The sequence below is a fragment of the Variovorax sp. GW821-FHT09D05 genome, from assembly GCF_059416325.1.
The window spans coordinates 311,813-337,691 of the sequence record NZ_JBWKOZ010000005.1 but is presented as its reverse complement, the minus strand read 5'-3'; the positions used below and the strand labels follow the sequence as shown (position 1 = coordinate 337,691).

The following is a 25,879-nucleotide window of genomic DNA, read 5'->3' as shown; positions in this document are numbered from 1 at the left end:
ACGCAGAGATGAACCCCGAATCCGTCATGACCATGGGCTACCGGGCCATGGAAATCTCGCTGCTCATCGGCGCGCCGCTGCTGCTGGTGGCACTGATCATCGGCCTGATAGTGAGCATCTTCCAGGCGGCCACGCAGATCAATGAGGCCACGCTGTCCTTCATTCCCAAGCTGCTCGCCGTGTTCGCGACGCTGGTGATTGCAGGTCCATGGATGCTCGACCGCATGCTCGACTACATCCGCGCGCTGTTCGCCGGCATTCCGCAGATGCTGGCGTGACGTGATTTGAGGTGACGTGACCCCGTCGATCATCTCGGTCACCTCGGCCCAGCTCGAGGGCTGGATGGTGGCCTTCCTCTGGCCCTTTGTGCGCATGCTCGCACTGGTGAGCACCGCGCCGATCTTCGGCGAAGCGTGGGTGCCGCGGCCCGTGAAGGTAGCCATTGCCGCCATGCTGGCCTTCGTCATCTCGCCCACCATCGGGGCGCTGCCCACGGTGCCGGTGGTGTCCGCCGGCGGCGTGTGGATCATCGTGCAGCAGGTGCTGATCGGCGTGGCCATGGGTTTCACCGTGCGGCTCGTGTTCACCGCCGTGCTGGCCGCAGGCGAATACATCGGCCTGCAGATGGGCTTGTCGTTCGCATCGTTCTTCGACCCGATGAGCCACGGCAGCACCATGGTGGTTTCGCGCCTGCTGAACATGCTGGCGATGCTGATCTTCCTGGCGCTCGACGGGCATCTGCTGATGGTGAATGCGCTGGCTGAGAGCTTTCAAACACTGCCGATTGCCGATGCGCCGCTTGCGTCTGGTGGGTGGATGTTCCTGGTGCTGGCCGGGGGCGACATCTTTGCCAGCGGGCTGATGCTGGCGCTGCCGCTGATTACCGCGCTGCTTACGCTGAACCTGGCCATGGGCATCCTGAACCGGGCATCGCCGCAGTTCAGCATTTTTGCGGTGGGGTTTCCGCTGACGCTGCTGGCGGGGATTTTCATGATGCAGCTGTTGATGCCGAATCTGGGGGCGTTTCTGGAGCCGCGGTTTGGGGAGGCTGTGGGGAATATGTTGCGGGTCACGCAGGGGTTGCGGCCCTGATTCGAAGGTGATGCAAAGGACCCGGATCGCATGAAGATCCAAACTGGTGCATCAAACTGATTAATCAGATGGCATGAGATCTGCTTGATCAGATTCATGCCATCTTCCACCGACATCAGCGAGCGCATCGTCGAGGCCGTCCTCGCCAAGAAGCTCGCACCGGGTGCCCGCCTCGGCGAACAGCAACTGTGCGACCTCTTCGATGCACCGCGCGCGGTGGTGCGCGAGGCGCTCACCACCTTGTCGGTTCGCGGCATGGTGAAGGCCAGCGCGCGTCGCGGGTGGTACCTGGTCGAGCTGTCGCCGGAGGAAGCCCAGGCCGCTTTCGACGCGCGCCTCGTGATCGAGACCGGCCTCATCCGGTGCAGCAAGCCTCCGGCCTCCAAGGCGCTGCAGCGGCTGCGCACGCACCTGAAGCGTCAGCGCGAAGCGGTCGAAGGCACCGATGTGGGAGCGCGCAGCTTCCTGCTGGGAGACTTTCACGTCTGCCTGGCCGAATGCCTGGGAAACAGCGTGCTCGCGGCCACGGTTCGCGACCTCACCGCACGCACGATGCTGATCGCCTTGCGCTACCAGTCGGAAGACGAGGCTGCGCACTCCTTCAGCGAGCACAGCGCCATCGTCGAGGCGCTGGAAGCCGGCGACATGGCCCTGGCCGAACAGCGCGTCTTCGCCCACCTGTCGACCTGGCAACTCAAGCTGCGGGTGCCCGCAGACCAGACGCCCGACCCGTTGGCCGAGCTGCGGCTCGCGCTCACGCCGGTGTCTGCGCCCCGGTGAAGCATCCCCTGCCACGCGCCCCTGATTTCCCTGCCGACTTCTTCTCAACGCCCATCCCAACCCTGGAGCACGCCACCATGTTCAGCAAACGCCACCTTTCCCTCGGCCTCGCAGCCGCCCTCACCTTTCTCGCAGCCGGTGCCTCGCACGCACAGAACGCGCTGGACACGATCACGAAGAGCAAGACGGTCCGGATCGCGATTCCCACCGACTTTCCGCCCTACGGCTCGGTCGGCCCGGACATGGCGCCCCAGGGGCTGGACATCGAAGTCGCGCGGCTGATCGCCGGCAAGCTCGGCGCCAAGGTCGAATTGATTCCGGTCTCGACGGCGAACCGCATCCCTTATCTGCAGACCAAGAAGGCCGACCTCGTGATCTCGACGCTGGGCAAGAACCCGGAGCGCGAAAAAGTCATCGACTTCACGGTGGCCTACTCGCCCTTCTTCATCGCCGTGTTCGGCCCGAAGACGCTGTCCGTGAAAGCGCCGGCTGAGCTCGCGGGCAAATCCATCTCCGTCACGCGCGGCTCCGTGGACGACGCGGAACTCACCAAGGTGGCGCCAGCCAACGTGGAGTTGCGCCGCTTCGAGGACAACAACGCGACCATCTCGGCCTTTGTCGCCGGACAGACGCAGCTGGTGGCAACCAGCGCCCAGGTGGCGAGCACCATGATGGCGAAGAACCCGCAACTTGGGAGCGAGCTCAAGTTCGTGCTGAAGGATTCCCCGAACTTCGTCGGCGTGGCCAAGGGAGAGGACGCGCTGCGGCTCAAGGTCAACGAGATCTTGCTCGATGCGAAGAAGAGCGGCGAACTCGACAAGCTGGCCGTCAAGTGGCTGGGCCGCCCCGCCGGCGATTTGCCGCAGTAAGGCGCGCCCACGACATGAACGAGCCATGGCGCCTCAGTGCGGCGCAGTTGACCGCCGGGTACGCAAAGCAGTTGTTCACGCCCCTCGACGCGCTGCAGGCGTGCCTGGCACGCACCGAGGCTTGCGAGCCGTCGCTCAACGCCTTCGTGGCACTCGACCGGGAAGGTGCGCGGCGCGCGGCGGCATCCAGCGCGGCACGCTGGGCCACCGGCCGGCCGCTGGGCCCGCTCGACGGCGTGCCAGTGAGCGTCAAGGACAACATGCACGTCGCGGGTCTTCCCACGTCGTGGGGAAGCAGGCTGCTGCAGGGCTTTGTCGCATCGCACGACGAGCTGCCCGTGGCGCGCCTGCGCGCGGCAGGCGCCGTGCTGTTCGGCAAATCGAACCTGCCTGAATTCGCAATGCAGGGCTACACCTCCAACGCCCTGCACGGCACGACCCGCAACCCCTGGGACACCGCGCTGACGCCGGGCGGATCGTCGGGCGGTGCCGCGGCGGCGGTCGCGGCGGGCCTGGGGCCGCTGGCGCTGGCTACCGATGGCGGCGGCTCCATCCGGCGGCCTGCATCGCATTGCGGTCTTGTGGGATTCAAGCCTTCGCGCGGCCTCGTGCGCAGGGAGCGCGGCTTGCCCGAGATATTCCTCGACTACGAAGTGGCCGGCGGAATCGGTCGCTGCGTGAAAGACGTACGGCATCTGACGGCGGCAATCGCAGGATCGCGCCTGGAGGCCGGCCAGCCCACGTCGGCTCGCATTCTTTTCGTGCCCCGGTTCGGCACCCATGCCGTCGACCCCAACATTGCCGCGTCGGTGCGTCGCGCGGCCGAGGGTTTCGCCGCGTTGGGGCATGCGGTGGACGAAGCACAGCAGCAGGTGAACTGGTCGGAGGCGATCAACGCGCTGTGGCCGACGCTTTCCAATGCAGGGCTCGCCTGGATGCTCCAGCGCGCATGGCAATGGCCCGAGTTCGGATTGCCCGAGGGCGTTCACCCGGATCTCTCACGCTGCGGCGCGGTCGCCCAGGCGAATTTCGACGCCGGCCTGAAGCTCGATGCGTCCGGCCTGTTCGACGTGCTGGCGGAAGTGCGCGAGCTCGAGCGACAGATGGAAGTCGTCTTCGCCCGCTACGACTTCATCCTCACACCCGCGACGGCCGCCCTGCCCTGGCCCTGCGAGCAGAGCCACCCCGAGCGGATAGCGGACACGGAAGTCGGCCCGCGCGGACATGCCGTCTTCACCGCCTTCGCCAATGCCGCGGGCTTGCCGGCCATTGCATTGCCAAGCGCGCATGCAGAGGGCCTGCCGACCGGCATCCAGCTGGTCGCATCGGCCGGCCACGATGCCGAACTGCTGGCATTGGCCATGCAGTATGAGGAAGCCTTTCCATGGCCTGCGCTGTGGGACGAAGGGTTTCACTCAACGGGCTGAAATGAGGAGGTTCCACCCGGCATTTGGGTTGGAACTGCGGGCCATAGGGGCATCTCGCTCCTCTCGATCGCAGATGTCTGCGTGGCTATACTGCGCCCGTCATGTCAAAAACAGGCGTGATCGGGATTGGTCTCCCGTGCAATCACTGCGACGCAAGCCGCAGTTCCCCGCAGGGTCTGCGGCTTCGTCATTCGTGCTTCCATTTTTTTGGCGGCTCGATGGGCGGGCGCGAGCCCGGCCGGTTTCACGCAAGTGGTTGCCCGGTAGACCAACCCATCGAGCTGCCGCCTCGATTGGTCTCGGGTGCGGCGGTTTCAGCAAACCGCAATCACTTGGAGGCCTTTCATGGCTGCATCCGCTCGCGCGTCCGCGCACGTCTCTTCATTTCCCGAATCTTCTGAAGCCGCCAGCGTTGAATCGCTTGTGCTGCAGGCATGCGATGACATCGACAGCCTTCACGCTGTGCATCGTGCCTACGCGTGTCTCGAAAAGCTCATCGTTCCGCAGGGTGTGAACGATACGGAAGAGGTGTATCCGACCCGCACCGAACTCAGCGCGCTGGTGCGGGTGGTCAATGAGGAACTGCAGCGGCGGGTCGAAACGGCCGACACCACGATGCAGTCGTTGCGTGTTGCCTTGAGTGAAGGCGGTGCGCGATGAACACCTTCGAGGTTATCGATGCCAGTCCAACAGGATTCGAGAAAACTAAAAAGAGCTTGGGCCGACGTCCACGAAACTGGCGACAGCCCACTGCTCTACTTCTCAGCAACCACCGCGGAGGACTCTTTGATAGTTGCCACCTGAATCTCCTGGCCATCGAGGCTCATCGACACGATCCTCCAATTACCACTTTTTACGAGGCTCGCATGCAACTCGCCAGTCCCACTGGAGCCTTCCACGGAAGCGGAAAACTCCGCGTTTCCACTTGGCCCCGACATTCGGATCGAGTACCCGAAGAAATGAAGGCTCATCTTCGGACGATCGCCTACTTTTTCTCTTATGCCGTCTGAGGTTTGAACGAAATTTCTCAGCGTCTGGTACGCGTCGGTCTGCTTGATGATCAAGTGGCCTGCGACCTCAGAAAGAGGGAGAACCACCAGCACTACTACGGCAGCCCATTTCAGAAATTTCATGCTGCCACTCGCCCCATTCCAGCTCGCATTTTTTGAAGGCTCATGTGCCCAAGGCCCGTCGCTTCGTTGAGATGGTTGTGTTCAGAAGCTGTTCGTTTGAGGAGTTCAGTTACTTGATCTCAATCCTGCCGGTCTTTTTCTTTGCGAGTTGATTGTGTGTGAACGAACAATCCGACGATACCAATCAGGAAGCCCAGAAAAATAGCCTTAGCGCCGAGTTCCACTTGATCGAGTGCAAGAGCGATTACCCCTCCGATCCAAGCCAAGGAGATGCCTGCAGTCTGAATGTGAAGCCCCGTCTGTGGCTTGCCCGCATAGAGTTTTCGGTACAGAACGACAACTAACGGGATGAGCACAGCTAAGACCACTAAGCCAAGAAGAAAACCCTGACGATTGGACATATCACCTCCTTAAGCACCACGTTTTTTGAACGCAATCGACATAGCCTACACCAGCACCCCCGCCAAACTGACCGCGCGTCCCACCTCTCGTGCCTTGCATTTGCGTCGAGTCGTTCACAGTAACTTGGCCTGCGCCCACCAGTCCAGCCCCTCCAAACCAAGTCACACCTTTGGAAGTCGAGACACCGCTCGAAGGAAATCCATCGCCGACCGAGTATGAGATACCGCAGGCAGCAACAAGTTGTGGACCAGCAACCCCGCAGAACTGTGCATAGAAGCAAGCGTCATCAAACTGCGGTGTAGTGGCTAAGCCAACCTCGCCGGCAAGGCCTATCACTGCTGCCCCCAAATTGCCAGAGAGTCCAATTTGTAAGGTGGTGCCGGCGGGAGATCCAGAAGGCTTTGGCTTCATCCACCCGATGGCCGCTGAGTTGGCTAGCCCAAAAGGATCGGTGCCTCTTATCGGATTCGCATCCACATACCCAAATCGATTCCACCCCCCGTCAAGTCCAATCGGATCTGGCTGACTGTACCGTCCCGTCCTGGCGTCATAGCTGCGGAAGTAGTTGTAGCTGAGGCCTGATTCCTCATCCGCATACTGCCCCGGATACCGCAGGTTGAACTTCACCTCCGAGATGCTCGTCGTGCCCGGGTTCGGTGTCGTTTCTGTGTTGGCGAACCGGTACCTCGCCAGCGTCGGCTTGTGGAAAATGCCACGGTGACCTCCCTCTTTAGATTGGACGGAGTATCAAACCGTTTCAGTATTTGGGTGTGAAAGTCTTCAAGCAACTCGGCCTATGTTGTTGCTGCACGACTCAATGTGGTATGGCCGAAGAAGAGGGGACGTCATCCACGCGCGGCGTAAGTTCATTGAACTCCACGTGACCAACAATCACGGCTTGGCGCCCACGGGGTATGTGCCGACTTATTTCTTAAAAGTGCGGGCGGCCAGCCGAATCAAGCCAGATGCACAACCATGCACCGGCCTCCCACGCCCAATGCGCCATCGACGCGGATGGCCCTTTCAATGTCTTCGTGATGCCTCCTCACGCTAGCCACACGCCGAACACATCCGGGGCCAAGGTCGGATTTACCCCTTCGCAACCGAACCAACGCAAGGCACGCCCACCTCGTGCCCACCCCACTACAAATAGTTAAACAACGAAATGCTATTCAACTTAGCAAACGTCATCTGCGTAGCCTGCAACGAAGACTGCCGCTGATAAAACTCCGCAATCGCGCTATACGGATCCAGGTCTTCAATGGAAGACAGATAAGACTCTTCCTGCAGCTTGCGATCCCCACCACCCGAGTCCAGCGCATCGATCTCGCTCTGCCTTGAGCCCACCGACGACAACACCGTCAGCACGTTGTCGTGCGCATTCGTCACCTTCACGTTGGCTGTGGCCAGCGCGTTCTGCAGCTTCGCCTGCGCAGCCGCGCCACCACCGCTCAGCGGCGTGCGCAGCGCACTCACCAGCTCGCCGATGGCAGCGAACACATCGGTGCCGGCATTCTTCGCGGTAGACACATCAAAGCTGTCGCCAGCCGCCGGCGTGCCAGTGATCTTGATCTGCACGCCGCCGAAGTTGATGGGCGTGTCCGCAGAGATCGGGCCGGTGGCTGCGACCACCGGCGGCGTGTCCTTGGTCGTCACCGTGTAGTCGGTGGCGCTGAAGGTGATGGTGAAGTCCTTGCCGTAGTTGGGCGCGGTGGCGTCGGTCACGCTGACAGAGCCGAACACGCCGGTGCCGGTGTTGCCCGCGGCGCCTGACGCCACATAGCCCGCACCGCCCTGCACCGACTGGAAGACGCTGCGGCCGTCGTCCGATGTAGACATCTGGCGCGCCACGTCGACCTGCATCAGCCGCTGGCCCTGGTCGCCGACGTACTGCACGCCGCCGCTGGCCGTGGCCACGAAGGGCGGGGAGCCGCTCTTGAAGCCTGCGAACAGGTACTGGCCGTTGCCGTCGTCGGAGTTGGCGATGCCCACCAGCTGGTCGTAGCTGCTCTGGATGGTGGTGGCGAGCGATGCGCGGTCGGCGTCCGACAGCGTGCCGTTGCCGGCCTGCACGGTCAGGGCCTTGATGTTCTGCAGGATCGAGGTCACCGAGTTGAGCGCGTTCTCCTCGGTGGAGAGCGATCGCGACGCGCGCTGGCGGCTGGTGGCGTACTGCGAGATTTCCGAGAGCGTCTGGCTGACGCCGAGTGCGCGAGCGGCGCCCACAGGGTCGTCGCCGGCCGAGAGAAATTTTGAGTTGGTCGCCAGCTGCTGCTGGACCCTGAACAGTTTCTGCTGCTGCTGGCCCATGGCCAGTACGTTCTGTTCGTAGAAGGATTGGGTGCTGATGCGCATCGCTTTGCCTTGTTGAATCTGCTTGACGTTGGGCTGGCTCAGCTGCCAATGCCGAGGATGGTGTCGAAGATGGTCGAGGCGGTCTGGATCACTTTCGCATTCGCCTGGTACATCTGCTGGAACATCAGCAGATTGGCGGTTTCCTCGTCCTGGTTCACGCCCGAGATGGCCTGCTGGCTGGCCTTGATCTGGCTGGTAACGCTGTCTTGCGTGGTGGCTGCCACCTTGACGGCCATGGCGCGGTTGCCGACTTCGCTGACGATCTGCGAGTAGGCGCCGTTGAAGGTTGCGGTGCCGTTGGCCATGGTGGTCTTGCGCTGCAGCGCGCCCAGCAGCAGCGCATTGCTGCCGTCTGACACGCCCGCGGTGTTCTTGCCGATGGTGAAGGTGTCGCCTTGCGCGGGCGCGCCGGTCATTGCAACGGTGACGCCGTCGAAGCTCATCTTCGCGCCGGCGGTGTAGGGCACGGGCGTGCCGGCCGCGTAGCTGGTGCTGGTGCCATCGGCCAGCGTGACGGTCACGGCCGAGGTGGCCGGAAAGCCGGTCAGGTTGCCGGTGGTCGCGTCGTAGCTCAGCGTGACGGTGCCGCCCAGCGGCGTTGCGGGGTAGCTCGCATCCACCGTGGCCGCGCCCAGCGCGCCGGAGCCCTTGTTGCCGACGGTATTGCCGGTGACGATGGGCGATGCCGCGGCCACCTTGGCGGGGTCGAGCGTCAGCACGTCAAGGTCGCGCGCGCCGGTGCGCGTGGGCTGCACCAGAAACGAATCGCCGGCCTGCGCGGTACCGCTGGCGGCCGCGAGGCTCACGCCGTCGAAGGTAATGGGGAAGGTGGTGAAGGAGCCCATCGACTGCTTGTCCGACAGGCGGGTGACCGAGTAGGTCAGCGTGCCGGCCACGTCGGTGACGCTCACGTTGTAGTCGCTGGTCGTGAGTTGCGACGCGTTCGAGAGCGTGCCGGTGAGCTCGAGGTTGCCCGCGTTCTTTGCGTTGGAGAGCACGCCCGGCACGGACTGCGTGAAAAAGTCTTTGCCCAGTGCGCCGCTGAGGTCCACGCCCAGCTTGCTCTGCGCGTTCACGGCGTCGGCCACCGACATGGCGAGCCGGCCGATGGAGTTTTGCGTGGGAATGAGCGTGTCACGTCGAAAGCTCATGAGCCCGCCGAGCGTGCCGCCGGTGATGACGCCATCTGACAGCTCGGTCGTGTTGCCGGCAAAGCCCTGCAGCGCCACGGCCTTGCGCGACGGGTCGGCGGCGGAGTTCACCGCGGCCATAGTGGCGGCGTAGTCGCCCGTCACCAAAGACTGGCCGGTGGCGATGAACACGTTGTACTTGCCGTTGTCCTGCTGCAGCACCTTCACGTCGACCACCTGGCTCAGCTCGCTCACGAGCTGGTCGCGCTGGTCGAGCAGGTCGTTGGGAGGCTGGCCGCCGGCCATGGCGCTGATCTGGCTGATCTGCTGGTTGAGGCTGGCGATCTTGCTGGCGTAGGTGTTGATCTGGTCCACGCTGCCAACGATCTGCTCATTGACGGAGGAGTTCAGGTCCGACAGGTATTGGTCGGTCGCGCGAAACTTGCTGGCCAGCGCCTGCGCCGAGCTGATCATCTGCTGGCGCGCCGCCGGGTCGGCCGGTGTGTTGGCCACGCCCTGCACGCTGGTGAAGAAGCTCTGCATCAGCGGCGCGATGCCCGAGGTCTTGTCGGCCAGCAGGGTGTCGATGCGGTTGATCTGCGTGCTGTTGGTGGCAAGCGCAGCCGAGGTCGACTGCGCAATAGAGAGCTGCGCCGTCAGGTAGCGGTCGTAGCTGCGCGAGACGGTCGTGACGTTGGCACCCGAGCCGATGAAGCCCGAGCCTGTGCCAGTGGCGTTGCCCGTGGCGATCTCTGCCACCTGGCGGCTGTAGCCGGCGGTGTACACGTTGGCTGTGTTGTGGGCCGTGGTCATCAGCGCGGTGCGTGCAACGCCGAGGCCGCTCAGACCCGTGTAGAACAAACTTCCGGACATATGGCTTTACCTGTCGATGAGGTGTGTGAAATGAGGTGGCATCGCCTGGATGCCTCTGGGTCTATATCGGCAGCGCCAGCCGAAAGTTGAGGGTCGATCGGGTCAGAACTCGGTCCAGTCGCCCTTGGCGTCGTTGGCCATGGCGAGTTGCGGGGCGCCAGAAGGCTCGCGCCGGGTGGGCAAGGCCTTGGCGGGGCGCTTGGGTGCTGGCTTGGCGGGCTTCGGGATTGGGGTGATACGCGTGAAGCCGGGGCGTGTGGTGGCGACGGCGTTGGCATCGAGCTTGAAGACGCTCACCGCCTGTACGAGGCTGCCGGCCTGCTCCTGCAGCGATTGAGCGGCTGCCGAAGCCTCTTCAACCAGTGCGGCGTTCTGCTGCGTGACCTGGTCCATCTGCGTGATGGCCTGGTTGATCTGCTCAATGCCCGAGGTTTGCTCCTGGCTGGCAGCGGTGATCTCGCCCATGATGTCGGTCACGCGCTTCACGCTGCCGACGATCTCGTCCATCGTGCGGCCAGCTTCTTCCACCTGCTTGCTGCCTTCTTCGACCTTTTCTACCGAGTCGCCGATCAGGGTCTTGATCTCCTTGGCTGCAGCAGCGGAGCGTTGTGCGAGGCTGCGGACTTCCGAGGCCACCACTGCGAAGCCACGGCCTTGTTCACCCGCACGCGCGGCTTCGACCGCCGCGTTCAGCGCCAGGATGTTGGTCTGGAAGGCAATGCCGTCGATCACGCCGATGATGTCGACGATCTTCTTGGACGATGCATTGATCGAGCCCATGGTGTCCACCACTTGGGAGACGACGCTGCCGCCCTTCACGGCGACCTCGGAGGCCGAGACGGCCAACTGGTTCGCCTGCCGCGCGTTGTCCGCGTTCTGCTTGACGGTGCTGGTCAGCTCCTCCATCGAAGCAGCCGTCTGCTCCAGCGAACTCGCCTGCTCTTCCGTGCGCGAAGATAGATCCTGATTGCCAGAGGCGATCTGCCCCGAAGCAGTGGCGATCGTCTCCGTGCCCGTACGCACCTCACCAACCACCTTCGCCAGGCTCGCATTCATCTCTCGCAGCGCGTGCATCAGCTGCCCTGTCTCATCGCGGCTTTCCACCTCGATATGCGTGCTCAGGTCGCCCGCGGCCACCGTCTCTGCCACTTCCACCGCATGCCCCAGCGGACGCACGATGCCCAGTGTCAGGCGCCATGCAAACAACGCCCCCAGCACCAGCGCAATGCCCGACAGCACCATCAACGTGGTCTCGCCGGTCGTATGGTTGGCTTCGATGTCTTGCGCCAGTTCGTCGATGCGGTCGCGCTGATACGCCGCGAGCTTGGCCACGGCCTCCTCGTAGACGGTGAGTGCGGGCGCGAACTGGTTGTCGGCCATTTCCATGGCCTCTTCGTTCTTCCCCTCGGTCTTGAGCTTGTTGATCTTCCCGATGGTCGCGAGCACGACGCCGCGAGCATCGGCCACGCCGGCATACAGCTTCTTCTCTTCCGGAGAGGTCAGCAGTTCCTCGAGCTTCTTCTGCACCGGGTTGATAAGCGCCGACTTGTCGGCCCGGCCCTTCTCGAAGTAGGCGACCGCCTTGGGGTCTGTCGCCTTGACCATCGCGAACGAATTGACGATTGCCGGCCCGAGCAGGTTGGACCACTGGTTGGCCAGGCGCTCCTTGACCAGCGCGTTCTGCATCATGTCTTCCGTGGCCTTGCCCACACTCGCAAGGCGCTGCATGCCGGTGGCGGCAATGACCAACATCAGGAGCAGCACGACCGCAAAGCCGAGGCCCAGGCGGGTGCCGATTTTCAGGTTCTTCAAGTTCATTTGATTTCCTCCAGCAGACTCAGAATTCCGTCCAGTCGCCCTTTGCATCCCCAGCTACAGCGAGCTGTGGGGCTGCGGCGGGTTCGCGGCGGGTGGGCAAGGCCTTGGCGGGGCGCTTCGGCTCGGGCTTGACGGGCTTGGCGATCGGGGTGATGCGCGTGAAGCCGGGGCGTGTTGTGGCCGCGGCGTTGGCGTCGAGCTTGAAGATGCTGACGGACTGCACGAGGCTGCCAGCCTGCTCCTGCAGCGACTGGGCTGCGGCCGAAGCTTCTTCGACCAGCGCTGCGTTCTGCTGCGTGACCTGGTCCATCTGCGTGATGGCCTGGTTGATCTGTTCGATGCCTGACGTTTGCTCCTGGCTGGCAGCGGTGATCTCGCCCATGATGTCCGTCACGCGGCGGACACTGCCGACGATTTCGTCCATCGTGCGGCCAGCCTCTGCAACTTGTTTGCTGCCCTCTTCGACCTTTTCGACCGAGTCGCCGATCAGGGTCTTGATTTCCTTGGCGGCGGCAGCCGAGCGCTGAGCGAGGCTGCGCACTTCGGAGGCGACGACAGCAAAGCCACGGCCTTGCTCGCCGGCGCGTGCCGCCTCGACTGCCGCGTTCAGCGCGAGGATGTTGGTCTGGAATGCGATGCCGTCGATCACACCGATGATGTCGACGATCTTCTTGGACGATGCATTGATCGAACCCATGGTGTCGACCACTTGCGAGACAACGCTGCCGCCCTTCACGGCAACTTCAGAGGCAGACACAGCCAGCTGGTTCGCCTGCCGCGCGTTGTCCGCGTTCTGCTTCACCGTCGAGGTCAGCTCTTCCATCGAGGCAGCCGTCTGCTCCAACGAGCTAGCCTGCTCTTCCGTGCGCGAAGACAGATCCTGATTCCCCGAAGCAATCTGGCTCGAAGCCGTGGCAATGGTGTCGGTCCCCGTGCGCACTTCACTCACGATCTTCACGAGGCTGTCGTTCATGCCCTTCAGAGCCTCCAGCAATTGCCCGGTTTCGTCCGTCGTCCGTGCCTCGATGCGGCTGGTCAAGTCGCCTGCCGCCACCGACTGCGCCACCTTCACGGCTTCCGCCAGCGGCCGCGCGACGATGCGTGCGATCCACAGCGCCAGCCCCAGGCCTAGCGCCATGCTGCCCAGCAGCAGGCCCAGCACCCAGAGCCTGGCTCGCCCGTGCACCGCGTCGGCCGTCTGGCCCGCGCGAAGGGCGCCTGCCAGGTTCACCTGCGTCAGCTTGTCCAGCGTCGCGTTCATCTCGCGGCTCAAAGTCTGCGACTTGCCGCGAATCAGATTGGCCGCCTGGTCGATGTCCTGCGTATTGGAGATGGCGACGATCTTGTTGTGCTCGAGCGCGTATTGCGCCAGCAGCTTCTCGAACACCGGATAGAGCTCGCGCTCCTCGGGCTCCGAGATGAGCGTCGCATATTCGGCGCGCTTCTTCTGCAGCACCGCCCACGACTCGTCCATCGCCTTCTCGTGCGCAGTCATTTCGGTGAACGAACCCAACAAGGCATGCTCCGTCTCCTGCGCCCGGTAGCTCGCCACCATGCCCTTCAGCTCCAGCAGCGAGCGCGTGGCCGGCAGCCAGTTGGTCGAGAGGTCGGTGGACATCTCGTGAACCTTGCCGAGCTGCATCACCGAAATCACGCCGAGGCAGGCCGTCAGCACGAGGACGGCGATGAACGACGCAAGCAGCTTGGTCGCGATCTTGAGGTTGTAGAAAGACTTGATCATTTTTCAGGCCGAGAAGGCCAATACCGTGTGTTGCCGGCCTTCGCCGAGCTTGAAGATGCTGACGGCCTGCACGAGGCTGCCGGCCTGTTCCTGCAGCGACTGGGCTGCGGCCGAGGCTTCCTCGACCAGTGCCGCGTTCTGCTGCGTGACCTGGTCCATCTGCGTGATGGCCTGGTTGATCTGTTCGATGCCCGAGGTCTGCTCGTGGCTCGCGGCGCTGATTTCACCGATGATGTCGGTCACCCGCTTCACGCTGCCCACGATTTCTTCCATGGTCCTTCCGGCCTCGCCCACCAGGGCGGTGCCCGCATCGACCTTGCCGACCGAGTCATCGATCAGACCCTTGATTTCCTTGGCCGCTGCGGCCGAGCGCTGCGCGAGGTTGCGCACTTCGGCGGCCACCACGGCAAAGCCCCTGCCCTGCTCTCCCGCGCGCGCTGCTTCCACCGCGGCGTTGAGCGCCAGGATGTTGGTCTGGAAGGCGATGCCGTCGATCACGCCTGTGATGTCCACGATCTTTTTCGACGAGGCATGGATCGAGGCCATGGTGTCCACCACCTGGCTGACCACATCGCCGCCCTTGAGCGCCACCTCGGAGGCCGACAGCGCCAGCTGGTTGGCCTGCCGCGCGTTGTCGGCGTTCTGCTTCACGGTGCTGGTGAGCTCTTCCATCGATGCAGCGGTCTGCTGCAGCGAGCTCGCCTGTTCCTCCGTGCGCGTCGAAAGATCCTGGTTGCCGGCGGAGATCTGGCCCGAGGCGGTGGCGATGGCATCGGTGCCTTCGCGCACGCCGCCCACCACGCCGGCCAGGCCTTCGCGCATGCTTTCCACGGCGCGGGTGATCACGCCCATCTCGTCACGGCGGGCCGAGTCCAACCGCTGCGACAGGTCGCCCTGGCCGAGAGCCTGCACATGCTCGCTCAGCACGCTCAGTGGCCGCACGGTGCGGCGGATGAAGACGATCAGCGCCGCCCCCAACACGAGGGCCGCCAGCGCAATGCAGGCGCCGATCCAGGCCATCTGGCGATAGAGCCCTGCGAGCACCTCCGAAGCGGAAAGCTCGGCCACCACCAGCCAGCCCGTCGCCTCGCTCCTGGCCACAGAGGCATAGCGCCGCTGCCCGTTCGCTGCGGATGCAAGCACCGCCCGTGCGTCGTCGATCCACATGGCGTCAGGCGCCGCGACCCGCGACAGCCAGGCGGCCGACTCGTCACCAGGCAGAAGCTCGCTCAGCTTCTTGCCGGCCGCCGTCGGATGAAAGACCAGCGTCGCCGCATCGGCACCGCCGCTGGGGTTGACGATGTAGAGCCCGCCGGTCTCGAAGATCCGCGTCTTGCCCACGGCTTCGCCGAAGGAAGCCTGCTGTTGGGAAATGTCCAGCCCGATGTAGAGCACCGCGACGACGCGGCCGGCCGCATCGCGCACCGGCTCGTAGACCGTCATGTAGGGGCGCCCGAACAGCATGACGCGCCCCACGAAGCGCTTGCCCTCGCGCAGCACCGGATAGGCGCCGCTCTTGCGATCCAGCAGCGTGCCGACGGCGCGTTCGCCGCTTTCCTTCTTCACCGAAGTGGTGACGCGGCGGAAATCTTCGCCTTGCGCTACGAACACCGTGGCATTGGCGCCGGGGAAATCGCGCGCGAAGGCATCCACCTCCGCGATGCGCTTGGCGTCGATGGGCGTGCCGTCACTGCTCAGCGCTCCCTGCGCGGCTCCGTCGAGAACGAAGCTGGACGCGAATTGGCGACGGAAGACGCCGAAGGCGTTCTCCGCCGTGAGGCGCATGGTCTGGTCGAAGATGTCCAGCGAGCGGGCGATGGCTTCGGCCTTGGCATTGGCGTACTGCGCGGCACTGCGCTGCTGCTGCGAAGAGGCCAGCGCGTAGAAAACGGCCAGCACCAGCGTCACCACCAGGAGCATGCCTGCGACGGCGCCGAGGGTCATGGTGCGAGCCAGGGAGACGAAGGCGGGATCGCGCCTCGCGGGGTTCGCGGTTTTCATAACTACAGAGAGCTTATGGTTCAGAACTCGCGCCAGTCACCGGCACCGGCCACCGCAAGCTGCGGTGTCGCAGGCAACGACGACCCGACGTGCTTGGCCGGCTGCGTTCTGGCCTGCGTGCGAGGCGCGGCGTGGCGGCCTTCGTCGAGCTTGAAGATGCTGACGGCCTGCACGAGGGCACCGGCCTGCTCCTGCAGCGATTGAGCGGCTGCCGAAGCCTCTTCGACCAGTGCGGCGTTCTGCTGCGTGACCTGGTCCATCTGCGTGATGGCCTGGTTGATCTGCTCGATGCCTGACGTTTGCTCCTGGCTGGCAGCGGTGATCTCGCCCATGATGTCGGTCACGCGCTTCACGCTGCCGACGATTTCGTCCATCGTGCGGCCAGCTTCTTCCACCTGCTTGCTGCCCTCTTCGACCTTTTCGACCGAATCCCCGATGAGAGTCTTGATTTCCTTGGCGGCAGCGGCTGAGCGTTGAGCCAGGCTGCGGACTTCCGAGGCGACGACAGCAAAGCCACGGCCTTGTTCACCGGCACGTGCCGCTTCGACCGCCGCGTTCAGCGCGAGGATGTTGGTCTGGAACGCGATGCCGTCGATCACGCCGATGATGTCGACGATCTTCTTGGACGACGCATTGATCGAACCCATCGTGTCGACCACTTGCGAGACAACGCTGCCGCCCTTCACTGCGACTTCCGAAGCAGAGACCGCAAGCTGGTTGGCTTGACGCGCGTTGTCGGCGTTCTGCTTGACGGTGCTGGTCAGCTCTTCCATCGAAGCAGCCGTCTGCTCCAGCGAACTCGCCTGCTCTTCCGTGCGCGAAGACAGATCCTGATTGCCCGAAGCGATCTGCCCCGAAGCAGTGGCGATCGTCTCCGTGCCCGTGCGCACTTCACCCACCACCTTCGCCAGGTTCGCGTTCATGTTCTTCAGCGCCTGCATCAGCTGCCCTGCTTCGTCGCGGCTTTCCACTTCGATGTGCATGCTCAGGTCGCCGGCAGCGACGGTCTCGGCCACCTGCACGGCTTGCGCCAGCGGGCGCACGATGCTGCGCGAGATGAAGAACGCGAAGATGCCGCCGCTGACCACCGTCAGCACCGTCAGCAGCAGCTGCAGGTTGAAGCTGCGCGTGTTCGCCGCGTCGATGGCCTGGCTCATGTCGTCGATGGCCTGGCGCTCCATCGACAGCAGGTCGAGCACGCGGGTTTCATAGGCCTTGGCGGCCGGCTGGAACGACTCCTTGAAGGCGCGCGCGGTGTCCACCGCATTGCCGCTGGCCTTGGCCTTGCCCACGTCGTCCTTGGCGGTCTGGTACTTCGCGCGCAAATCGAGAATGGACTTCAGGACGGCCTTCTCCTCCTCGGTCACCAGCAGTTTCTCGACCTTGGCAATGGTCTCGCTGCCCTTCTTCACGCTGTCGGAGATCACGTCGGCAAAAACGACCGGCAGGGTCTCGTCGGTCGTGCGCGCGATCATCGAGGTGCGGGCGATGGCCGAGTAGGTAAGCACGTACCAGTCGGAGATGAGCCGCTCCTTCGCGAGCGGGCTCTGCATCATGACCCGGGTGGCTTCCGCGTTGTTGCGCGAGGAAACCAGGGCGATCGCGGTCGAGATCACGGTCAAGCCCAGCACGATGGCGAAAGCCATGGCCAGCCGGTTGCCGATGCGGAGGTTCGAGAGAAATTTCATGGTGCAGGCCTTGAAAGGTGAATGTGTGGGGCCGAGCCTGGCCACGTGGCCATGGCGCCGGTGTCAGGCAGTGGCAGCGGCTTCGACGAGCCCCATTTCTTCGCTGGACATCAGCCGGTCGATGTCCACCAGGATCAGCATCCGCTCGTCCAGCGTGCCCAGCCCGATCAGGTAGTCCGCGTCCAGCACCGAGCCCATCTCCGGCGCCGGCTTGATCTGCTCGCCCGTCAGCGTGATCACGTCCGACACGCTGTCCACCACCATGCCCACCACGCGACCTGCGATGTTCAGCACGATCACCACCGTGAACTGGTCGTACGTCGGGTCGCCCAGCTTGAACTTGATGCGCATGTCGATGATCGGCACGATGATCCCGCGCAGGTTCACCACACCCTTGATGTACTCCGGTGCATTGGCAATGCGCGTCACCGCGTCGTAGCCGCGCAGCTCCTGCACCTTCTGGATGTCTATGCCGTATTCCTCTTCGCCCAGCTTGAAGGTCACGACCTCCAGGCGGTTCACGCCGGTGGACGCTGGCGAAGCCGAGGCGGCTTTCTGCAGTGGATCTCTTGCCTTGTTCAGACTCATTGCTCTCTTCCTTCGATAACAGGGAACGGGTTCATCCTGTTATCGGCATCGGATCGCTGAACTTGAGTCCTTTTTTCTCAAAACTCGGTCCAGTCGCCCTTGGCGTTGCCGGCCATGGCGAGTTGCGGAGCGCCAGAAGGCTCGCGTCGGGTGGGCAAGGCCTTGGCGGGGCGCTTCGGTGCCGGCTTGGCTGGCTTCGGAATCGGCGTGATGCGCGTGAAGCTGGGCCGCGTGGTGGCGACGGCGTTTACGTCGATCTTGAAGACGCTGACCGCGCGCACGAGGCTGCTGGCTTGTTCCTGCAACGACTGGGCTGCAGCCGAGGCCTCTTCAACCAGTGCGGCGTTCTGCTGCGTGACCTGGTCCATCTGCGTGATGGCCTGGTTGATCTGCTCGATGCCGGAGGTTTGTTCCTGACTTGCGGCAGTGATCTCACCCATGATGTCCGTCACGCGCTTCACGCTGCCGACGATTTCGTCCATCGTGCGGCCGGCTTCTGCAACCTGCTTGCTGCCCTCTTCGACCTTTTCGACCGAGTCGCCGATGAGCGTCTTGATTTCCTTGGCGGCGGCTGCCGAGCGCTGCGCGAGGCTGCGAACTTCTGAAGCCACCACCGCAAAGCCCCTACCTTGCTCGCCCGCGCGGGCAGCTTCGACTGCGGCGTTGAGCGCGAGGATGTTCGTCTGGAACGCAATGCCGTCGATCACGCCGATGATGTCGACGATCTTTTTCGACGACGTATTGATCGAGCCCATGGTGTCGACCACTTGCGAGACGACACTGCCGCCCTTCACAGCCACTTCCGAGGCCGAGACTGCAAGCTGGTTCGCCTGACGAGCGTTGTCCGCGTTCTGCTTCACGGTCGAGGTCAGCTCTTCCATCGAAGCAGCCGTCTGCTCCAGCGAACTCGCCTGCTCTTCAGTACGCGAAGACAAGTCCTGATTGCCCGAGGCGATCTGGTTCGAAGCCGTCGCAATCGTCTCGGTGCCCGTGCGCACTTCACTGACGATCTTCACCAGGCTCTCGTTCATTTCCTTGAGCGCGAGCATCAGCCGGCCGGTCTCGTCCTTCGACTGCACCTCGATGCGCGAGCTGATGTCGCCCGCCGCCACCTTCTCGGCCACCTGCACGGCCTCGCCGATGGGCCGGGTGATCGAGCGCGTGATGAGCCATGCAATGGCCGCACCAAGCAGGACCGCGAGGGCGCCCAGTGCCAGCATCAGGTTGCGCGACCATACGTAGCCGGCGTGGGCCTCTTCCTCGGCCTCCTGCGAAAGCTTGCCCTGGCGTTGGCTCATGGCGTCGAGCTCCTCGAGCAGCGCCCGCGTGGCCGGCTGGAACTTCGAGATGAAGATTGCAGTTGCCTCGTCGTTCCTGTTCTGCAACGCGAATTCGGACAGTTGAGCGCTCAGCGGCACAAGCACGGCCACCTTCTCGTCGATGCGCGCGAGCAGCGCCTTGCCATCGGAAGTGGCCAGCAGCTTCGCCAGCACGGCGCGGTTTTCGGTGAAGCGGTCGCGCGCGGCGGTAACCTTCTTCGACTCTTCGCGCATGGCGTCGGTGTCGGTCAGCAGGATCAGGTTGCCATCGAGGATGGCGATGTCGCGGACCGCGTCCAGCATCTTGTTGACCGAGGCCACCTTGACGTTGTTGCCGTTGACGATGCCGTCCAGCCGCAACTGGATGTTCGACATCGCGCTGAGGCCGAGGCCGGCAATGCCGGCCAGCAGCAGGAGCACGGTGGCAAAGCCCGCGCCGAGACGGGTACCGATCTTGAGATTGATGAATGAGTTCATGGGGTGGAGAGCTTGTTTTCAGGAATCCTGGGCATTGACGTGCTGGAAGACCCTGTCGAGCCGGTCGGAGACCTTCGCGGCGTCGTGGGTCGAACGGGTGACCGAACTCGTGACGAGCCACGCGACGACACCGGCGGTGAGCAATGCAGCCACGCCCAATGCACACACCGTCAGGCGCGCCCATTCGTAGCCGGCGCCGGCCTTGAAGCCGAGGCTCAGCGCGACGGCCAGCAAGAGCAACAGAATGGCGAAGCCCACGCCGAGGCGCAGGGCAAGCCTGGGGCTGAGACGTGTGCGCATGGGTGCTTCAGACCGTCTCTACTTCTTCGACGTCGGCGTCGAGCTTGAAGGTGCTGACGGCGCGCACGAGGTTGTCGGCCTGCTCCTGCAGCGACTGGGCAGCGGCCGAGGCTTCTTCGACCAGCGCGGCGTTCTGCTGCGTGACCTGGTCCATCTGCGTGATGGCCTGGTTGATCTGCTCGATGCCTGATGTTTGTTCCTGGCTGGCAGCGGTGATCTCGCCCATGATGTCGGTCACGCGGCGCACGCTGCCCACGATTTCCTGCATCGTGCGGCCGGCTTCACCAACCTGCTTGCTGCCGGCCTCGACTTTTTCGACCGAGTCGCCGATGAGCGTCTTGATTTCCTTGGCCGCCGCTGCCGAGCGCTGCGCCAGGTTGCGCACTTCCGACGCGACAACGGCAAAGCCCTTGCCCTGCTCGCCGGCGCGTGCGGCTTCGACCGCCGCGTTCAGCGCCAGGATGTTGGTCTGGAACGCGATGCCGTCGATCACGCCGATGATGTCGACGATTTTTTTCGACGACGCATTGATCGAGCTCATGGTGTCGACCACTTGCGAGACAACGCTGCCGCCCTTCACCGCGACCTCGGAGGCCGAGACGGCCAACTGGTTCGCCTGACGTGCGTTGTCGGCGTTCTGCTTCACCGTCGAAGTCAGCTCTTCCATCGAAGCCGCCGTCTGTTCCAGCGAGCTGGCCTGCTGCTCGGTGCGCGACGACAAGTCCTGGTTGCCGGCCGCAATCTGCCGCGAGGCCACCGCGATCGAATCGGTCGAAGCCTTGATGCGCGTCACCAGATCGGTGAGGGTGTCTTCCATCTCGCCCATACCGCGCAGCAGCCGGCCGAAGTCGCCTCCGCGCTCGGTCTCGAATTCCTGGCTCAGGTCGCCGGAGGCCACGGTCTCGGCGATCAGCAGTGCCTCGGCGATGGGCTGCACGATGCTGCGCGTCAGCAGCCATGCGATCACCGATCCGGCAACGACCGCGAAAGCAGCCAGCCCGACGAGCCAGGCCCGGCCCGACCGGTACTGCGCACCGATGCCGGCAGCGGTCCTGTCGATCTCCTTCTGCTGGTGGCCCACCATGGCACGGATGCTCGCGTCGTAGCTGTCGAGCGCGGGCAGCAGTTGCGTGTCGGTCAACTTCGTGGCCTCTTCCTTGCGGCCGTCGGCCTTGAGCTTGAGGATCTGGTTGCGCAGCTCGACGTATTCGCCGCGCTTCTTCTTGATGTCGGCGCTCAGCGCCAGCTCTTCTGGCGACGCCAGCATGGCCTCGAGCTTCTTCTGCGTTTCGGTGATGACAGCGCTGGTGGCCGTGATGTTCTTCTGCAGATACTCCTGCACGGCCACGTCGTCGCTCTTGAGCAGGGAGAAGGTGCGCACGCTGTTGGTGTTGGTGCCCAGCTGCCAGGCGGCCGCCAGTCGCTCCTTTGTCAGCGACTGTCCGGCCATGGCCTCCGTCGCATCGCCCACGCCCTGCAGGCGCAGCACGCCGATGGCCGCGGTGATCACCACCAGCGCCAGCACCAGTGCAAAGCCGGCACCCAGGCGCCGTCCGATCTTCCAGTCTTTCATGTGCGTCTCCTCGCGGAACCTCTGTGTGTCGTTGTTCTGATTGGCGTTGGCGTGCGCGCTCGGCCGTCAGGCGGCGATCTTTTCGACGAGGCCCATCTCGTCGCTGGACATCAGCCGGTCGATGTCCACCAGGATCAGCATCCGCTCGTCCAGCGTGCCCAGCCCGATCAGGTAGTCCGCGTCCAGCACCGAGCCCATCTCCGGCGCCGGCTTGATCTGCTCGCCCGTCAGCGTGATCACGTCCGACACGCTGTCCACCACCATGCCCACCACGCGACCTGCGATGTTCAGCACGATCACCACCGTGAACTGGTCGTACGTCGGGTCGCCCAGCTTGAACTTGATGCGCATGTCGATGATCGGCACGATGATCCCGCGCAGGTTCACCACACCCTTGATGTACTCCGGTGCATTGGCAATGCGCGTCACCGCGTCGTAGCCGCGCAGCTCCTGCACCTTCTGGATGTCTATGCCGTATTCCTCTTCGCCCAGCTTGAAGGTCACGACCTCCAGGCGGCTGCCTGCTGCGGTTTCTTGGGTCTTTGCCATGGGGTTTCCTTGATGTGGTGTGCGCGAGCGCGGCTCACCCGAATTTCTGCATGATGCGAACGAGCTTCTCGCCGTAGCGCGGATCGGTGGCGTAGCCCGCGCGCTGCAGGCCGTGCGCGGCCTCGGTCGGGTCGTCGGTGGCCAGCACGTTCGCGTAGCGCGGGTTGCGGGTGATGAAGCGCGCGTAGTCGGTGAAGGCTTCTTCGTACGAGGCGTAGGCGCGGAACTTGGCGCGCACCTTCTGCGGCTCGCCGTCGACGTATTCGGTGGTGGTGGTTTCGACCGTTGCGCCCTTCCAGCTGCGGTCGGCCTTGATGCCGAACAGGTTGAAACTCTGCGTGCCGTCGTCGGCGCGAATCTCCCGCTTGCCCCAGCCGGACTCGAGCGCGGCCTGCGCAAGGATCAGCGGCGCGGGCACGCCGCTGGCCGTGCTGGCAGCCTGCGCGGAAGCGCCCATGCGGCCGACGAAATCATCGACCTGCCCCTGCAGCGAGGCATTCGCACTACCAGCACCGGGTGCGCGGCGCTCGCTGTTGAATTGATAGACGCTCAGGTCGGCCCCCACGCGGGCGGTCGGTGCCGAGCCAATGGGAATGCCCGCGCGCGGACCGTACGGCAAGCCGCCGCGCGGTTCGAGCGACATGGGCTTGGTGCCGATTTCGGCGTCGGCATCCGCATCGGGCGGACCCGACGGCATGCTGCGCCGCAGCTGCGCGAGCATGGCCTCGGCCAGCCCCACGCCGCGCCCCGAAAGGTTCTGCGTGAGCTGCTGGTCGAACATCGAGAGATACACCTTCTGGTCCTGGCTCTCGAACAGCCCGCTGGAGGGCGTTGCCTCGCGCATGCTCTTGAGCACCATGCTCATGAACAGCGCCTCGAACTGCCGCGAGACCTGCTGCAGCCCTTCTTCCGGCGAGGTGCGCACGGTGCGCCGCAGGGCATCGACGCCCTGCACGTCGAGCGCGAAGCGCTGGTCGAGCGCGCCGCTGCGGTCGGTGGTGGCCGGTAGCGTCATCGCATCGACCTCAGATGATTTCCAGCTCGGCGCTCAGTGCGCCGGCCGACTTCATGGCCTGGAGGATGGACACCAGGTCCTGCGGATTCGCGCCCAGGCTGTTGAGGCCCTTCACCACGTCCGACAGCGAAGCACCGCCGCGCACCATCTGGATCGCGCCGCCGCCCTGGTTCACCGAGATCTGCGATGTCTGCGCCACCACCGTGCTGCCGCCCGAAAGCGCTCCCGGCTGGCTGATGACTGGCTCGGTGTTGATGACCACCGACAGGTTGCCATGCGCAACGGCGCAGTCCTTCACGCGAACGGCCTGGTTCATCACCACCGACCCGGTGCGCGCATTGACCACCACCCGGGCCCCGGCTTGCGTGGGCGTCACTTCAATATCTTCGAGCCGCGCGAGAAAACCCACGCGCTGCTGCGGCTCCGGCGCACGCACGCGAATCGAACGCGCATCGACCGCCTCGGCCGTGCCCGAACCGAACTGCCGGTTGATTGCATCGACCGCGCGCTGCGTGGTGCCGAAGTCCGACCGGTTGAGCTCGATCGAGAACGTGCCTTCGGCACCAACAGGCGCTTCCACAGTGCGCTCCACCAGCGCGCCAGCCGGAATGCGACCTGAGCTCAGCTGGTTGACCTGCACCTTGCTCCCGTTGGCCGCGGCACCCGCGCCGCCGACCACCATGTTCCCCTGCGCCACCGCATAGGTCGCCCCATCGACACCCTTCAGCGGCGTCATCAGCAGCGTGCCCCCGCGCAGGCTCTTCGCATTGCCCATCGAAGAAACAGTCACGTCGATGTTCTGCCCCGGCCGCGCGAACGAAGGCAGCGTGGCCGTCACCATCACCGCCGCCACGTTCTTCAGCTGCATGTTCACGCCCTGCGGAATCGTGATGCCCAGCTGCTGCAGCATGTTGTTCAGGCTCTGCGTGGTGAACGGCGTCTGCATAGTCTGGTCGCCAGTGCCGTCCAGACCCACCATCAGCCCGTACCCGATCAACGGGTTGTCCCGCACGCCCTGAATGCTGGCGAGCTCCTTGAGCCGCTCCGCATGCACAGGCGCAAAAAACAAAGCACCCAACACGGCCAACGCCGCGATGCGCAAGCGAGCCGAAAAATTCGTGGAATGCCGCGGAACCGGCTTCGCCGGGCCGCAGGCATTGCCCCCTGCAAGGGGGGGGGAGTAGCGACACGAAGTGCGCGAAGCCTGGGGGTTTTTCATATTCAAAATGGCATGACGTTGAGGAAGATGCGCTGCATCCATCCCATGGTCTGCGCCTCGTCGATGTAGCCCTTGGCCGAGTACTCGATGCGCGCATCGGCCACCAGCGTCGAAGGCACGGTGTTGTTGCCCGACACGGTGCGCGGGTTCACCACGCCCGAGAAGCGGATGTACTCGGTGCCCTGGTTGATGCCCATCTGCTTCTCGCCACTCACCAGCAGGTTGCCGTTGCCCATCACGTCCGTCACCGTGACCGTGATCACGCCGTTGAAGGTGTTGTTGGCGTTGGCCCCGCCCTTGGCGTCGAGCTTGTTGGTGCCCGAGAGATTCGTGCCCTGCCCGTCGAGCAGGCCGCCGATGAGCTTGGGAATCGCGGAGAACACGCCCGTCGTGCTGCCCGTGCGGCTGGCGTTGGCGCCGGAATTCTTGGTGGCGTTGACCTTCTCGCTGATGACGATGGTCAGGATGTCGCCGACGTTGCGCGGGCGGCGGTCTTCGAACAGCGCGTTGGCGCCGGGGCCGTCCTGGAAGATCGCGCCGGGCGCGCGGCGCGGCTGCATTGCCGCGTAGTTGTCGGCGCGCGCCGTCATCGGCTGGTGCACCAGCGGCTCGCGCGGAATCTGCGCGCAGCCCGTGGCCAGCACTGCGGCGGCAAGCAGCAGCAGCGCCCTCGCGGCCGCGCCACTCCCACGAAGAAGACGCACACCCCGCAACATCACAGCTGGGCCAGGCGCTGCAGCATCTGGTCCGAAGTCTGGACCGCCTTGCTGTTGATTTCGTACGAACGCTGCGTCGCGATCATGTTGACCAGCTCTTCCACCACGTTCACGTTCGAGGCTTCGACGTAGCCCTGGCTCAGCACGCCAGCGCCGTCGATGCCGGGGTTCACCTGGTTGGGCGCACCGGAAGCGTCGGTTTCCGCATACAGGTTCTCGCCCTTGCTCTGCAGGCCCGTCGGATTGACGAACGTCGCAAGCTGAAGCTGGCCGACCTGCACGGTGTTCGTGCTGCCCGCCTGCACCACCGAGACGATGCCGTCGCGGCCCACGGTGATGCTGGTGGCGTTGGCCGGAATGGTGATGGCCGGCTGCACGGGAAAGCCGCTGGCCGTAACGAGCTGGCCGTCGCGGTCGGTCTGGAACGAGCCGTCGCGCGTGTACGAGGTGGTGCCGTCGGGCATCAGCACCTGGAAGAAACCGCTGCCGTTGATGGCCACGTCGGTAGGCTTGTCGGTCTTGGTGAGGTTGCCTTGCGAGTGGATGCGCTCGGTGGCGACCACGTGCACGCCGGTGCCGACCTGCAGGCCCGAAGGCAGGCGGGTCTGGTCCGACGACTGGCCGCCGACCTGGCGCAGGTTCTGGTAGACCAGGTCTTCGAACACGGCGCGGCTGCGCTTGAAGCCGGTGGTGCCGACGTTGGCGAGGTTGTTCGAAACCACGTCGAGCTGCGTCTGCTGCGCGTCGAGGCCGGTCTTGGCGATGTAGAGGGAGCGAATCATTTTTGAAGAATCCTGCGGGTGTGTTGCGGGGC

General features: G+C 64.2%; 24 protein-coding genes. 6 read left to right on the top strand and 18 right to left on the bottom strand.

The genetic code is table 11. From position 1 onward, the window contains the following. Positions 1–8: 8 nt before the first annotated feature. From fliQ to AC07O3_RS15885, 6 genes are all read left to right on the top strand, one after another. Positions 9–278: a flagellar biosynthesis protein FliQ gene (gene fliQ, locus AC07O3_RS15910; protein ID WP_093058547.1), complete on the top strand. Its 270-nt coding sequence runs from the start codon at positions 9–11 to the stop codon at positions 276–278. A gap of 28 nt (positions 279–306) precedes the next feature. Next, positions 307–1,092, top strand: coding sequence for a flagellar biosynthetic protein FliR (fliR, locus tag AC07O3_RS15905; protein ID WP_489018396.1), 786 nt, complete (start codon positions 307–309; stop codon positions 1,090–1,092). A 96-nt stretch (positions 1,093–1,188) separates the two neighbouring features. Further along, positions 1,189–1,872 (top strand): GntR family transcriptional regulator, encoded by a 684-nt coding sequence (locus tag AC07O3_RS15900; RefSeq protein ID WP_495339775.1) that lies wholly within the window; start codon positions 1,189–1,191, stop codon positions 1,870–1,872. A 77-nt stretch (positions 1,873–1,949) separates the two neighbouring features. Beyond that, positions 1,950–2,741 (top strand): transporter substrate-binding domain-containing protein, encoded by a 792-nt coding sequence (locus tag AC07O3_RS15895; protein WP_426389956.1) that lies wholly within the window; start codon positions 1,950–1,952, stop codon positions 2,739–2,741. Between the two features lie 14 nt (positions 2,742–2,755). Beyond that, the gene (locus AC07O3_RS15890; protein ID WP_495339774.1) at positions 2,756–4,168 is read left to right on the top strand and encodes an amidase; all 1,413 of its coding nucleotides are present in this window, start codon (positions 2,756–2,758) and stop codon (positions 4,166–4,168) included. A 345-nt stretch (positions 4,169–4,513) separates the two neighbouring features. Further along, the gene (locus tag AC07O3_RS15885) at positions 4,514–4,828 is read left to right on the top strand and encodes a hypothetical protein (RefSeq protein WP_093077297.1); all 315 of its coding nucleotides are present in this window, start codon (positions 4,514–4,516) and stop codon (positions 4,826–4,828) included. 95 nt (positions 4,829–4,923) lie between these two features. Here AC07O3_RS15885 and AC07O3_RS15880 read toward each other — a convergent pair whose 3' ends face one another. From AC07O3_RS15880 to flgG, 18 genes are all read right to left on the bottom strand, one after another. Continuing rightward, positions 4,924–5,301 (bottom strand): cytochrome c oxidase assembly factor Coa1 family protein, encoded by a 378-nt coding sequence (locus AC07O3_RS15880; protein ID WP_093077298.1) that lies wholly within the window; start codon positions 5,299–5,301, stop codon positions 4,924–4,926. A gap of 119 nt (positions 5,302–5,420) precedes the next feature. Beyond that, positions 5,421–5,702 carry a hypothetical protein gene (locus tag AC07O3_RS15875; protein ID WP_307617357.1) on the bottom strand — a complete coding sequence of 94 codons (282 nt, stop codon included), beginning with the start codon at positions 5,700–5,702 and terminating at the stop codon, positions 5,421–5,423. A gap of 1 nt (position 5,703) precedes the next feature. Beyond that, complete coding sequence (locus AC07O3_RS15870; RefSeq protein ID WP_257014598.1) at positions 5,704–6,330, bottom strand: RHS repeat-associated core domain-containing protein; 627 nt, start codon at positions 6,328–6,330, stop codon at positions 5,704–5,706. A gap of 516 nt (positions 6,331–6,846) precedes the next feature. Next, the gene (gene flgL / locus AC07O3_RS15865) at positions 6,847–8,058 is read right to left on the bottom strand and encodes a flagellar hook-associated protein FlgL (RefSeq protein ID WP_093077303.1); all 1,212 of its coding nucleotides are present in this window, start codon (positions 8,056–8,058) and stop codon (positions 6,847–6,849) included. A gap of 38 nt (positions 8,059–8,096) precedes the next feature. After that, positions 8,097–10,061 (bottom strand): flagellar hook-associated protein FlgK, encoded by a 1,965-nt coding sequence (flgK, locus tag AC07O3_RS15860; RefSeq protein WP_489018285.1) that lies wholly within the window; start codon positions 10,059–10,061, stop codon positions 8,097–8,099. A gap of 102 nt (positions 10,062–10,163) precedes the next feature. Next, positions 10,164–11,879 carry a methyl-accepting chemotaxis protein gene (locus tag AC07O3_RS15855; protein WP_489018283.1) on the bottom strand — a complete coding sequence of 572 codons (1,716 nt, stop codon included), beginning with the start codon at positions 11,877–11,879 and terminating at the stop codon, positions 10,164–10,166. A 19-nt stretch (positions 11,880–11,898) separates the two neighbouring features. Further along, complete coding sequence (locus AC07O3_RS15850) at positions 11,899–13,620, bottom strand: methyl-accepting chemotaxis protein (RefSeq protein WP_489018281.1); 1,722 nt, start codon at positions 13,618–13,620, stop codon at positions 11,899–11,901. 3 nt (positions 13,621–13,623) lie between these two features. Further along, the gene (locus AC07O3_RS15845; RefSeq protein ID WP_495339773.1) at positions 13,624–15,564 is read right to left on the bottom strand and encodes a methyl-accepting chemotaxis protein; all 1,941 of its coding nucleotides are present in this window, start codon (positions 15,562–15,564) and stop codon (positions 13,624–13,626) included. A gap of 77 nt (positions 15,565–15,641) precedes the next feature. Next, positions 15,642–17,309 carry a methyl-accepting chemotaxis protein gene (locus AC07O3_RS15840; RefSeq protein ID WP_495339772.1) on the bottom strand — a complete coding sequence of 556 codons (1,668 nt, stop codon included), beginning with the start codon at positions 17,307–17,309 and terminating at the stop codon, positions 15,642–15,644. A gap of 63 nt (positions 17,310–17,372) precedes the next feature. Next, a complete protein-coding gene (locus tag AC07O3_RS15835; protein ID WP_489018275.1) occupies positions 17,373–17,897 on the bottom strand; it encodes a chemotaxis protein CheW in 525 nt (174 codons plus the stop codon). Between the two features lie 77 nt (positions 17,898–17,974). Beyond that, positions 17,975–19,693, bottom strand: a complete 1,719-nt coding sequence (locus AC07O3_RS15830) for a methyl-accepting chemotaxis protein (protein ID WP_495339771.1) — start codon at positions 19,691–19,693, stop codon at positions 17,975–17,977. Between the two features lie 18 nt (positions 19,694–19,711). Continuing rightward, on the bottom strand, positions 19,712–19,993 hold the full coding sequence (locus tag AC07O3_RS15825; RefSeq protein WP_093057943.1) for a hypothetical protein: 282 nt from the start codon (positions 19,991–19,993) through the stop codon (positions 19,712–19,714). A gap of 7 nt (positions 19,994–20,000) precedes the next feature. After that, positions 20,001–21,566 carry a methyl-accepting chemotaxis protein gene (locus AC07O3_RS15820; RefSeq protein ID WP_495339770.1) on the bottom strand — a complete coding sequence of 522 codons (1,566 nt, stop codon included), beginning with the start codon at positions 21,564–21,566 and terminating at the stop codon, positions 20,001–20,003. A gap of 66 nt (positions 21,567–21,632) precedes the next feature. After that, complete coding sequence (locus AC07O3_RS15815; RefSeq protein ID WP_258353368.1) at positions 21,633–22,115, bottom strand: chemotaxis protein CheW; 483 nt, start codon at positions 22,113–22,115, stop codon at positions 21,633–21,635. A gap of 34 nt (positions 22,116–22,149) precedes the next feature. Then, the gene (gene flgJ / locus AC07O3_RS15810; protein ID WP_495339769.1) at positions 22,150–23,130 is read right to left on the bottom strand and encodes a flagellar assembly peptidoglycan hydrolase FlgJ; all 981 of its coding nucleotides are present in this window, start codon (positions 23,128–23,130) and stop codon (positions 22,150–22,152) included. Positions 23,131–23,140: 10 nt separating this feature from the next. Continuing rightward, entirely contained in the window at positions 23,141–24,232 is a 1,092-nt protein-coding gene (locus AC07O3_RS15805; RefSeq protein WP_093178601.1) for a flagellar basal body P-ring protein FlgI, read from the bottom strand. 119 nt (positions 24,233–24,351) lie between these two features. Beyond that, the gene (locus AC07O3_RS15800) at positions 24,352–25,065 is read right to left on the bottom strand and encodes a flagellar basal body L-ring protein FlgH (protein WP_371127402.1); all 714 of its coding nucleotides are present in this window, start codon (positions 25,063–25,065) and stop codon (positions 24,352–24,354) included. Further along, entirely contained in the window at positions 25,065–25,847 is a 783-nt protein-coding gene (gene flgG / locus AC07O3_RS15795) for a flagellar basal-body rod protein FlgG (RefSeq protein WP_093077317.1), read from the bottom strand. The genes AC07O3_RS15800 and flgG overlap by 1 nt, the downstream gene beginning before the upstream one ends. Positions 25,848–25,879: the final 32 nt, after the last annotated feature.